The sequence below is a fragment of the Microcoleus vaginatus FACHB-2002 genome (genome assembly GCF_040004035.1).
In the GTDB taxonomy this organism is placed as follows: Bacteria; Cyanobacteriota; Cyanobacteriia; order Cyanobacteriales; family Microcoleaceae; genus Microcoleus; species Microcoleus vaginatus_C.
The window spans coordinates 110,792-123,512 of the sequence record NZ_JAMPLN010000010.1; the positions used below are offsets into that span (position 1 = coordinate 110,792).

The window sequence follows — 12,721 nt, forward strand, 5'->3', positions numbered from 1 at the left end:
TGTGGGCGATCGGGTGTGCAAATCGCTGAAAGGTCGATTCGGTCGTTTTCGATCATCTCCAAAATTGAGTATTTGAAGAAAATTTATGCTTTATACGTGTTTATACGGAATGGGTATATTCAGGAGTGAATATATTCAGTAGTGAAGTTAAGTGCATGTTTATCTCAAACATGAAATACAACATACAACTAAGCAAGGACAAATCATGAACTCTATTTCTATTCTGCTTCAACAAGGCTCACAAGGCCCCGAAGTCACCAAGCTACAAGAAGGTTTGAAAAATTTAAATTTTGATCCAGGTATCATTGATGGTATTTTTGGGCCAAAAACTAAGCAAGCTGTCATCAATTTCCAAAAGTCCCAAAAACTGGTTCCCGACGGCATAGTCGGCGATAAAACTTGGGATAAACTAAATGCAGCTAACAATCCACGTTCTAATTTTCAGGTGGTTAACGTACAAGAATTCATCTCTTCGGAACGCATTACAGCGACTAATCCAAAAGCCGTAGCGGCACAATTGTTTAGGGGATTGGAAGATGAAGAAGGAAGAAGTTATGAAGAGATTTCAATTACATATTCCAGAGAAGGAACATCTGTAATTTTATACACCCGAATAGGTCTAGCTGACGATTCAGCCCGTGCAGTACGACACCGCGTTGAATTAAAACGCAACCAAAATAAATGGGGAATTATTTGGGTCGGACGGCAATTTCAGTGTCAACCAGGTCGAGGACATCAAGAGTGGTCTGGCATTGTTTGCTTATAATCTGGTTTTATTCCCTCGATATATAGAAACGCTTCAATCAGTGCCAACGTTTCTATGAAGGTATCGGGTTTATCCCCACTTACTGGTGAAACTAATTGATTAGAACCCCGACAACTTCTGCGAAGTCGGGGTTCTTTGCTTGCGCCCGATCGCACTTAACCAACTAAAATTAAATTCCCCACCCATCTCAAACCCGCGCTTCAACAGAATTATCCATCTCCCTCTTCTCCTGGACGCCTTCAGCGGTTCACTCCTCCAGAAACAACGGTAAACGATATAATTCAATTGAAACCGGGGAATGTGCGATCGCCCTGATAGCCCGCCAGGGAATGAATTCCCTATCGAGAGAGCTAAAGTCAGTTTTAACTGACTGCTAATATCAAGTACAATCTATGTACAACCAACAGCCAATCTCAGAGATTATATTCCCTGAAAACTCACCTAAATCAACCATTCTCAAACACATTCTACAGTCCTCTTCAGAGGACTTTAGCTATGAGGCAGGGAATGAATTCCCTGTCGGACTGCCGGGCCCATCCGCTACCAGGCATAACTCCCAAGTACCAAACTACTATGAGTACATCAAAACCCAAAAACTCCAGTACAAATAACCAATCAGGAAAACGAATTGTTTACTCCGAATTTGGCAACATAGACAACTCCGAGGCCCTCCAACGAGGAATACAAGAAATTCCCCCCAATCAACAAAACCTCAAAATCGAAGCATCCCGAAAAGGACGCGGCGGCAAAACAGTTACAGTCATCAGCGGCTTTCAGGAAAAACCCGAAACTTTAGCAACTTTAGCCAAGCAGCTAAAAGCCCAATGCGGTACTGGCGGCACAGTCAAAGATAATGAAATTGAAATTCAAGGCGAACACAAGCAAAAGCTGCTAGAAATTATCACAAAGTTAGGCTACAAAGCTAAAATTAGTGGAGGGTAAAGTAGTCAATACTCATCAGTGTGTGGGCGGGACGAGTTTATGATATACTTAGTTTCAAACATAGATGGTTGGTAAAACCCGCCCCTACATCGCGCCAATTCTACGATCGCGAATCAACCAGAAATGATATTACCAATTACTGCAAATTTTTAATGTACACTCGACCTTTAGCTCGTTTAATCGAACAATTGCAGCGCTTGCCCGGAGTCGGCCCAAAAACAGCCCAGCGTTTAGCTTTACATATTTTGAAACGACCGGAAGAAGAAGTGCAAGCCCTAGCTAAATCTTTGATTGATGCCAAACAGCAAGTAGGTTTCTGTCAAGTATGCTTTCACTTATCTGCTGACCCTGTTTGCGAAATTTGCCGCAATACAAACCGCGACAGTCATACCCTTTGTGTAGTGTCAGAATCCCGCGACGTAATCGCTTTAGAAAAAACGCGGGAATATATGGGTAAATATCACGTTGTTGGCGGCGTTATCTCGCCGATGGATGGAATTGGCCCGGAACAATTGAACATTCAACCATTGGTCCGGCGCGTCAGCCAGCAAAAGATTAAGGAAGTAATTATTGCTATTAGTCCCAGCGTCGAAGGCGAAACTACTACTCTTTATATCGGTCACTTATTAAAACCTTTTACCTTAGTGACGCGCATAGCTTTTGGTTTGCCAATGGGGGGAGATTTGGAATATGCCGATGAGGTTACATTGGCTCGCGCTTTGGAAGGAAGGAGGGAGTTGGATTAGTTGAAAACGGGTGATGGCTGATTTAAAAATAAGAGAAACGAATGGCGAAGACGCCAAGGACACGTTCGGCGAAGCCGTTCCCGTTCCCCGCAGGGGTTCCCGAAGGGTAGGGTAGGAAGAGAAGAGAGGATGAAGAGTTTACAATTGATGCGACGACAGCTATATCCTAAGCTTCTGCGATTGCTTCGCTGAGGCTCGTAATGACAAATTTGTAAGATATGAAACCCGCGTCGGCGGGTTTTGTCTGTGTAGCGACAGGTTGAAACCTGTCGGGTATTTGATATTTGCTATTTGGTCTTGAGTTTCGTTGTTCCCTGTCGTCACTGCTGCGAAAGGTTAAACTGGACAAAGTTACCGAGAGTAGTAAAAAATCATGACCAAATTCGATCGACCTTTCACCTACCCCACCACCCGCAAAATCGACCAAACAGACGACTACCACGGCGTCCAAGTACCCGATCCCTACAGGTGGCTGGAAAATCCTGACTCAGAGGAAACCCAAGCTTGGGTGGAAGCCCAAAATGCAGTCACCTTCGGCTACCTCAACGAAATTCCGGCGCGGGAAAAAATCAAACAGCGCCTGACTCAACTTTGGGATTACGAGAAATACGGCATACCTTTCAAAGAAGGATCTCGCTATTTCTACTACAAGAATGACGGCCTGCAAAATCAATCCGTACTATATACTTTAACATCCCTCGACAGCGAACCCAAAGTATTAATTGACCCCAACACACTCTCAGAAGATGGAACCGTTGCTTTGGGTAGCGTAGCTATCAGCGAAGACGGCAAACATATGGCTTACGGTTTGTCAACCTCCGGCTCGGATTGGCAAGAATGGAAAGTCCGCGATATCGAAACAGGTGCAGATTTATCGGATCATTTAAAGTGGGTGAAATTCTCAGGCGCGTCTTGGACTCACGACGGTAAAGGCTTTTTTTACAGTCGCTACGACGAACCCAACGAAAAAAGCAAGCACGAAGACGTTAACTATTACCAAAAACTGTTTTACCACAAATTAGGAACACCACAATGTGAAGACGTATTGATTTATGATCGCCCAGACCAAAAAGAATGGGGATTTAGCGGCGGCGTCACTGAAGACGGCAAATATCTAATTATATCAGTTTGGCAGGGAACTGAAACAAAAAACCTGATTTTCTATAAAGACTTAACTGCCCCTGAATCGTCTGTTGTAGAACTGATTAACGAATTCGAGGCAGAGTACAGCTTCATCAACAATGAAGGCTCTCTGTTCTGGTTTCAAACTGACTTAAATGCACCCTGCGGCCGGGTAATTGCGATCGACACCAACAACCCCCCTCCTTTATCCCTCGCTGGCGATGACAGTCAAGGGAAATTTACAGAAATTATCCCCGAAGCCGCCGAAACCCTCCAAGGTATTGGCATCCTCAACAATCAATTTGTGGCTTCTTATCTGAAAGACGCTTACACCAAAATTAAAATCTTCAACTTAGACGGCTGTTTCGCGCGAGAAATAGCTTTGCCGGGAATCGGTTCGGCGGGAGGATTTGACGGCAAGCGGCACGATACCGAAACTTTTTATGCTTACACGAGTTTCACTACACCAAACACTATTTACCGCTACAACATGGTGACAGGCGAAAGCACAATTTACCGCCAGCCGAATGTAGATTTTAAACCCGACGATTACGAGACAAAGCAAGTATTTTATCCCAGCAAAGACGGCACGCAAGTACCGATGTTTATCACCCACAAAAAAGGCTTGCAGCTTGATGGCAATAATCCCACTTATCTTTACGGATACGGCGGTTTTGGCGTGTCGCTAACTCCGAGTTTTTCGATTAGCAATGTGGTGTGGCTGGATCTGGGCGGAGTTTATGCGATCGCCTGTTTGCGGGGCGGCGGCGAGTACGGCGAAGAATGGCATCAAGCAGGGACAAAGTTGAACAAGCAAAACGTGTTTGACGACTTTATAGCTGGCGCTGAATGGCTGATCGAAAACAAATACACCAAACCTGCCAAATTGGCGATCGCAGGTGGAAGCAACGGCGGTTTATTAGTAGGGGCTTGCATGACTCAGCGGCCGGAATTGTTCGGTGCGGCATTGCCCGCAGTCGGGGTTATGGATATGCTGCGCTTCCACAAGTTTACCATTGGTTGGGCCTGGACTTCGGAATACGGTTCTCCCGAAAATGCCGAGGAATTCCCGACAATTTACGGTTATTCTCCCCTGCACAACCTCAAACCGGGAACGGCTTATCCGGCGACAATGATTACAACTGCCGATCACGACGATCGCGTGGTTCCGGCCCACAGTTTCAAGTTTGCTTCTGCTTTGCAAGAAACCCACGCCGGAGAAAAACCAGTGTTAATTCGCATTGAAACTAAAGCGGGACACGGGGGCGGCAAACCTACCGCTAAAGTGATTGAAGAATTGGCTGATGAATGGGCTTTTTTAGTGCGGGAACTCGATATTGACGCTTAGCAAGCCGCGTTAGCGGGTGCGAACGACGCAGTTTCATGATTTAGATATAAAGAGGGTGTAAAGGGCGATCGTTCTTTTTGTATTCAAGGGCGATCGTTCTTTTTTGTCACCGCCATCCTAATATTAACATATATAATTTTCCACGTTTTTTTTATTAAGTTTTGTAGCGTTGAGTGGTTATTATTACATTGGTGTGAGTTTAATGTACGCCAAATTAGTATAAGTATAAATCTCTAGAAATTCGGTACTCTCAACTTTTAACAGCGATCGCACCTCAAAGTCAAAATCTGCCAATTTTTAGGAAATTAATATTTTCAGTATATTTACGGTTCAAGGTGTCTGATCCAGCCTCGATATCACCAGACGACGAACAGCGGTATGAGGGGTCAGACCCCTTATGCTGATAAATCCGTAAGTAATTTACCATATAACTAACCTTAGACCTGATATCATTTTTCCCAAAAATAGAGCATCTTGGCTAATACAAAGGCTGTTACCCCTTATTCATGTTAGGAGTTGCAGCGATCGGCCGCATCAGGACATCCAAGGGCGATCGCAGTAATTCCTGTCTAATGATTGAATAACATCACAAATAACAAATAGAGATAACTATTATGTAGCATAAAAAAAATAATTTTTAAAACTTTATAGTTGAAAGTTTATCGTCATCTATGAAAAGGGGTAGCTTAGATTTAGCAACCAAATTAACCAAAAATCAAAACCATCCCTAATCTGTCAAATTGGTCATCTACACAAACACGGAAATCTACCAATATGAAAACTAAAATCTTGAGACGAGCTAGCCATAAAGCAGAGACGGCTAGCCGAAAAAATCTAGCGATTGTGGATTCAAAAGTAGAAAACTACCAAGAGTTTCTCAGGGGAGTGAAAGGCGGTACAGAAGTAATCCTGCTCGATAGGTACCGGGATGGAATCGAACAAATTGCCAAAATTGCCGCCTCGCGGCACAGCCTCAACAGCATTCAAATAGTTGCTCACGGCGCATCAGCATCAGTACAAATCGGCCGGGCAGAACTCAATATTCACAATATAGAAACCTATGCCCGCCAATTGCAGCAGTGGGGTAAAGCTCTCAACGAAACAGGTAGTATTCTGCTGTTAAGTTGCAACACAGGTGCCGGGGAATCAGGTCCAAAATTCATACAAAAACTCAGCCAAATAACAGGAGCAAATGTTGCGGCTTCCAATAATTTAACAGGGAGTGCAGCACTAGGTGGCAACTGGGAATTAGAAATTACTACAGGACAAATAAATACCGAAATAGCCTTTGAAAAAGAAGTCTTAGAAGGCTACACATCAGTCCTGGCTACCTTAGCGGCTGAAGAATTTAAAAATTCAACCGTAATCGGGCCTTGGATATATGGAGTTGGCAACACCCTTACACCTAGCCCCGGCTTAACCGCAGGTGCCGCCAATCCCAACGGCGTTATTCCCGCTTTAGGGATTGGCGATGCACTCGGAACAGGTACTTTGAGATTAACATCAAATCAATTAAACCAAGCAGCTTTTGTAATCTACAATAACCCCATCTCGGCCACTGAAGGCCTGAGAGTTACCTTTGATTTCTTTGCCTATAACAGAGGTACTGTCCCTCCTCCGGGTGGTCCGTTACTTGGTGCCGATGGCATTAGTTTTTTCCTGATTGACGGAACAGCTACGCCAACAGAAGCGGGAGGCTACGGTGGCTCTCTCGGCTATGCTCAAAATACTTTGAGTAATCCCCCTTCACCCGGTATTGTAGGAGGTTATTTAGGTGTCGGATTAGACGAGTTTGGCAATTTTTCCAATCCTACAGCAGGGCGTGTGGGCGGCACGGGGCAGCTACCTGATGCAGTAGGACTTAGAGGCAGAGCAAGCACAATCCCAACCGAAAATTATAAATTTTTAGGTTCTAGTCTTTTAACTAACAGTTTGACTGGCGTTTCCATTGGCATAGACAATAAAGATACAAGCATTCGCGCTGAGGCTAAAAGAACCGTCCAAATTACATTATTCCCGACTAATAATTCACCAACATCTCCTAACCGTCTGACAGTAGCCTTCGACGTGAACAGGAACGGCACATTTGATGCGGGCGAAACACTGATCGACATACCAAATTTGGCAACCATAAACGGAGAAGTGCCGCGTACTTTTAAATTTGGCTTTGCTGCTTCGACAGGGGGAAACACAAACATTCACGAAGTTAACAATGTCATCGTCGAAAGTATAAATCCACCTACACTCGTAGCCGACGTTTCCATTGTTAAAAAAGGCCCGCTCTATGCCATACCTAATAGCACCATTACCTATACGATTACCTCCACAAATAACGGGCCAAACAGCGCCGAAAGCGTCCTGATTCAAGATCCCCTGCCTGCAGGCTTAAGTTTCGTCAGCACTGACAACAACGGTAGTTTCAATCCCACAACGAGGACGGTCATCTGGCCGGCTATTCCGACTCTGGCTAACGGTGCTATCGAAACCCGCACCATAACCGCAAGAGTTCTGGCAACAGTCGGCGCTTCCTTAACTAACAGTGCCTATAGCACATCCAGCACTTTCGACCCCGATCTAGGTAACAACAATAGTTCCCAACCCATCTCTCAAGTCTCAACTACAATTGTTGATGCTCTTGCCGATGTTGTTACCACCAAAATCGGGCCTGTTACCGAAACAGTGGGTAGGACAGTCAGTTACACAATTTCCACAGTCAACAACGGCCCTAGCACAGCCGAAAACGTCACAATTACTGATAGCATTGTTCCCGGTTTAACAATAGTTAGTCTATCCAACGGTACTTACGATCCAATTAGTGGCATTGTCACCTTCTCACCTGTTCCCAGCTTAGCCAGCGGTGTTCCTGCTGCGATTACCAACACAGTTAGTTTCATCGCACCCCCAGAAGCCAGCGTCAGCAACACCGCCAGAAGTACCTCCAGTACCTATGACCCTACTGCTGAGAACAATGATGGAAGCGCTGCTAAAGTCACCACAACCCTGACACCTAGTGCCGACGTTGTTACCACCAAAATCGGGCCTGTTACCGAAACAGTGGGTAGGACAGTCAGTTACACAATTTCCACAGTCAACAACGGCCCCAGCACAGCCGAAAACGTCATAATTACTGACAGCATCGTTCCCGGCTTAACAATAGTTAGTCTATCCAACGGTACTTACGATCCAATTAGTGGCATTGTCACCTTCTCACCTGTTCCCAGCTTAGCCAGCGGTGTTCCTGCTGCGATTACCAACACAGTTAGTTTCATCGCACCCCCAGAGGCCAGCGTCAGCAACACCGCTAGAAGTACCTCCAGTACCTATGACCCTACTGCTGAGAACAATGATGGAAGCGCTGCTATAGTCACAACCACTCTGACACCAACTCCCAACCAACCGCCATTTGCCAACAATGCCAACTCCAGCCTAGGGCCCAACAGCAGCAGGTTAGTCACAGGATTGGGAGGAAGCGACCCCGACCCCGACGGGTCGATCGTCTCTTACACGATCAACACTCTGCCCTCACCAGACCAAGCAGTCCTGTTTTTAGGAGATCCAGCCAACGGCGGTGTAGCAGTGACACCCGGTCAAGTCCTGACTCCAGAACAGTTGCAGCAACTATTTTTCCAAACGACGGGCACCTTTACAGGAAGCAATTTCACCTACAGCGCCACAGACAACAGCGGTGCTATCAGTCTTCCTGCTACCGCTACTGTGGATGGACTGATAGCGCCCACACCGACTCCAACTCCCACAACACCCACACCGACTCCAACTCCCACAACACCAACACCGACTCCAACTCCCACAACTCCCACACCGACTCCAACTCCCACAACACCAACACCGACTCCAACTCCCACAACTCCCACACCGACTCCAACTCCCACAACTCCCACACCGACTCCAACTCCCACAACTCCCACACCGACTCCAACTCCCACAACTCCCACACCAACTCCAACTCCCACAACTCCCACACCGACTCCAACTCCCACAACTCCCACACCAACTCCAACTCCCACAACTCCCACACCAACTCCAACTCCAACTGACAACCAACCGCCAGTTGCCAACAATGCCAACTCCAGCCTCGGGCCCAACAGCAGCCAGTTAGTTACCGGATTGGGAGGCAGCGACCCCGACGGGTCGATCGTCTCTTACACCATCAACACCTTGCCTCCAGCAGATCAAGCCGTCCTGTTTTTAGGAGATCCAGCCAACGGTGGCGTACCAGTCACACCAGGTCAAGTCCTGACTCCAGAACAGTTACAGCAACTATTTTTTCAAGCCACAGGCAACTTTACAGGAGCCAATTTCACCTACAGCGCCACAGACAACAGCGGCGCCTCCAGTCCCGCTGTCGCTACGGTGGCAGCCATACTTCCAACTGACAACCAACCGCCAGTTGCCAACAATGCCAACTCCAGCCTCGGGCCCAACAGCAGCCAGTTAGTCACCGGATTGGGAGGAAGCGACCCCGACGGGTCGATCGTCTCTTACACCATCAACAGCCTGCCCTCACCAGACCAAGCAGTCCTGTTTTTAGGAGATCCAGCCAACGGTGGTGTACCAGTGACACCCGGTCAAGTCCTGACGCCAGAACAGTTACAGCAACTATTTTTTCAAGCTACAGGCAACTTTACAGGAGCCAATTTCACCTACAGCGCCACCGACAACAGCGGCGCCTCCAGTCCTGCTGTCGCTACGGTGGCGGCTATCTTGCGGCCGGTTTCGCCAATTCCTACACCAACACCAACTCCAACAACTCCCACACCAACGCCAACTCCCACAACTCCAACTCCAACTGACAACCAACCGCCATTTGCCAACAATGCCAACTCCAGCCTAGGGCCCAACAGCAGCAGGTTAGTCACAGGATTGGGAGGAAGCGACCCCGACGGGTCGATCGTCTCTTACACCATCAACACCCTGCCCCCAGCAGACCAAGCAGTCCTGTTTTTAGGAGATCCAGCCAACGGCGGCGTACCAGTGACACCAGGCCAAGTCCTGACGCCTCAACAGTTACAGCAACTATTTTTCTTCACAACGGGCAACTTTACAGGAACCAATTTCACTTATAGCGCCACAGACAACAGCGGTGCTATCAGTCCACCCGCTACCGCTACTGTGAATGGACTGATAGGGCCAACTCCAACTCCCACACCAACTCCCACACCAACTCCCACAACTCCAACTCCCACACCAACTCCCACACCAACTGACAACCAACCGCCATTGGCCAACAATGCCAACTCCAGCCTAGGGCCCAACAGCAGCCAGTTAGTCACCGGATTGGGAGGCAGCGACCCCGACGGGTCGATCGTCTCTTACACCATCAACAGCCTGCCCTCACCAGACCAAGCAGTCCTGTTTTTAGGAGATCCAGCCAACGGCGGCGTACCAGTGACAGCAGGTCAAGTCCTGACGCCAGAACAGTTGCAGCAACTATTTTTCTTCACGACGGGCAACTTTACAGGAGCCAATTTCACCTACAGCGCCACAGACAACAGCGGTGCCTCCAGTCCCGCGGCCGCTACTGTGGCTGCCATACTTTCAACTGACAACCAACCACCAGTTGCCAACAATGCCAACTCCAGCCTCGGACCCAACAGCAGCCAGTTAGTCACAGGATTGGGAGGCAGCGACCCCGACGGGTCGATCGTCTCTTACACCATCAACACCCTGCCCTCACCAGACCAAGCCGTCCTGTTTTTAGGAGACCCAGCCAACGGTGGTGTACCGGTGACACCAGGTCAAGTCCTGACTCCAGAACAGTTGCAGCAACTATTTTTCTTCACCACTGGCAACTTTACAGGAGCCAATTTCACCTACAGCGCCACAGACAACAGTGGCGCCTCCAGTCCTGCGGCCGCTACTGTTGTCGCTATCTTGCGCCCGGTTTCGCCAACTCCCACACCCACGCCGGCATCGCCGATCATCTCAAATCCGATCGGAGAACCAGATACCGACTGTTTGTGTCAGCCCATTATTGAAAAACCGGGAATTAACTTTGCGCCCCCGCAGCAACCACCCGCAGTTGGATTTGTCCGTCCTATTTCACAATTTTCCGAAGGACAAACCACCAAAGGAACCGACGGCGATGACTTCATCGTAGACACCAAAGGCAACCAAAAAATTGTCGGTTTTGAAGGCAACGACCTGCTTTTAGGTGAAGATGGCGCGGACGAAATTTACGGCAATGAAGACAATGACACGATTTTTGGGGGCATTGACACCGATATTGTTTACGGAGACGAGGGCAACGATATCGTATTTGCAGGCAAACAGAATGACTGGATTGCCGGCGACTTAGGCGCTGACACCCTGTTTGGAGATCGAGGTGCAGATACGATTCTCGGAGACACCGGGCAGAACAACTCCCAGAGCCCTGACGATGCTCGCGATTTGATTTTCGGAGGCGAGGGTGCAGACCTCATTAACGGCAACGAGGGCGACGATACCATCCATACCGGCAAAGGTGACGATATTGCCCTTGGAGGTAAAGAAAATGACCTGGTTTGGGGCGAACTCGGCTCCGATACGTTGTTTGGTGGCATCGGCTCCGACAGCTTGTTTGGGGGCATCCGCGACCAAAGGGCCAGCGACTCCCAGGGACGCGACTTGCTGTACGGAGGCTTCGGTAACGACTTCCTCAACGGGCAACAAGCCAACGATACGCTGGTTGCTGGCAAAGATAACGATCGCGCTTACGGAGGTAAAGGCAATGACATCATCTACGGTCAATTAGGCTCCGATACCCTCTACGGCGGCCAAGGAGCTGATACTCTGCTCGGCGACAGTGGCAGTTCCCAGTCCATCGGGGATCTCGGCGAACAAGACTTAATCTTTGCCGACGGCGGCAACGACATCATCGGCGGCGGGCACGGTAATGATACCGTGCAAGCAGGTAAAGGCAATGATTGTGTTTGGGGTGGCAAAGATAATGACCTGATTTGGGGCGAGCTCGGCTCTGATACCCTTGTCGGCGACAGCGGCGACGACACCATGTACGGCGGTGCTCGAAGTCGAGCTAAAGATGTTGGCGGCGAGGACTTGCTCTTTGGGGGCATCGGTGCTGATGTGCTGTTCGGGGATGAGGGTGACGATACCATCAGTGGCGGTCAAGACAATGACTTGATTTACGGCGGCAAAGCTAACGACCTCATACACGGAGATCAGGGTGACGACTTGATTTACGGCGGTGACGGCAGCGATGAACTCTGCGGTGGCGAGGGCAACGATACCATTTATGGCGATCGTGCTGATAACCGGGCTGTCTCGGTGGGGGCCAACGACCAGCAAGACTGCATCAACGGCGGTGATGGCGATGACTTGCTTTACGGCAACGAAGGCCAAGATACTATCAACGGAGATGCTGGCAGCGATACCCTGATTGGGGGTAAAGATAACGACCTGCTCAATGGGGGCGCTGGAGACGATTGGTTGTTTGGCGACTTGGGCGACGATACTTTAATTGGAGGTATTGGGAGCGATCGATTTGTGTTGAATGGTGAGGGCGGCACTGATACTGTCATTAACTTCGAGCTAGGTGTCGATAAGTTGGTTTTGACCGACGGGCTGAGTTTCCAGCAGTTGCAATTTAGCGCCACTCCGAACGGTACCTTGCTGCTAGTAGCAGGAACCGATCGGGTTTTAGCAAATCTGGTTGGGGTTCAGGGGGCGATCGGCTCCTCGGATTTCCTACCAAATCTCTCTGAACTCTAGAATTGGCGGCGAAAGTCTCCTGTTCTGGCGAACAAAACGCCACAGCAGATCAGAACTTCTGTGGCGTTC

At 48.6% G+C, this 12,721-nt stretch carries 5 protein-coding genes; all 5 read left to right on the forward strand.

Annotated elements, in window-relative coordinates; translation table 11 throughout:
- Positions 1-205: 205 nt before the first annotated feature.
- The 5 genes from NDI35_RS11440 to NDI35_RS11460 all read left to right on the forward strand — a co-directional run bounded on the left by NDI35_RS11440 (position 206) and on the right by NDI35_RS11460 (position 12,652).
- Positions 206-766 carry a peptidoglycan-binding domain-containing protein gene (locus NDI35_RS11440; RefSeq protein WP_445312842.1) on the forward strand — a complete coding sequence of 187 codons (561 nt, stop codon included), beginning with the start codon at positions 206-208 and terminating at the stop codon, positions 764-766.
- A 573-nt stretch (positions 767-1,339) separates the two neighbouring features.
- A complete protein-coding gene (locus NDI35_RS11445) occupies positions 1,340-1,708 on the forward strand; it encodes a translation initiation factor (RefSeq protein WP_445312843.1) in 369 nt (122 codons plus the stop codon).
- A gap of 152 nt (positions 1,709-1,860) precedes the next feature.
- On the forward strand, positions 1,861-2,454 hold the full coding sequence (recR, locus tag NDI35_RS11450) for a recombination mediator RecR (RefSeq protein ID WP_006634457.1): 594 nt from the start codon (positions 1,861-1,863) through the stop codon (positions 2,452-2,454).
- 373 nt (positions 2,455-2,827) lie between these two features.
- The gene (locus NDI35_RS11455) at positions 2,828-4,924 is read left to right on the forward strand and encodes a prolyl oligopeptidase family serine peptidase (RefSeq protein ID WP_445312844.1); all 2,097 of its coding nucleotides are present in this window, start codon (positions 2,828-2,830) and stop codon (positions 4,922-4,924) included.
- A gap of 774 nt (positions 4,925-5,698) precedes the next feature.
- On the forward strand, positions 5,699-12,652 hold the full coding sequence (locus tag NDI35_RS11460; protein ID WP_445312845.1) for a DUF4347 domain-containing protein: 6,954 nt from the start codon (positions 5,699-5,701) through the stop codon (positions 12,650-12,652).
- Positions 12,653-12,721: the final 69 nt, after the last annotated feature.

Excerpts from the sequence above, each read along its gene's own strand:
- NDI35_RS11440 (WP_445312842.1), top strand. The coding sequence starts at position 206 with ATGAACTCTATTTCTATTCTGCTTCAACAAGGCTCACAAGGCCCCGAA.
- NDI35_RS11445 (WP_445312843.1), top strand. The coding sequence starts at position 1,340 with ATGAGTACATCAAAACCCAAAAACTCCAGTACAAATAACCAATCAGGA.
- recR (WP_006634457.1), top strand. The coding sequence starts at position 1,861 with ATGTACACTCGACCTTTAGCTCGTTTAATCGAACAATTGCAGCGCTTG.
- NDI35_RS11455 (WP_445312844.1), top strand. The coding sequence starts at position 2,828 with ATGACCAAATTCGATCGACCTTTCACCTACCCCACCACCCGCAAAATC.
- NDI35_RS11460 (WP_445312845.1), top strand. The coding sequence starts at position 5,699 with ATGAAAACTAAAATCTTGAGACGAGCTAGCCATAAAGCAGAGACGGCT.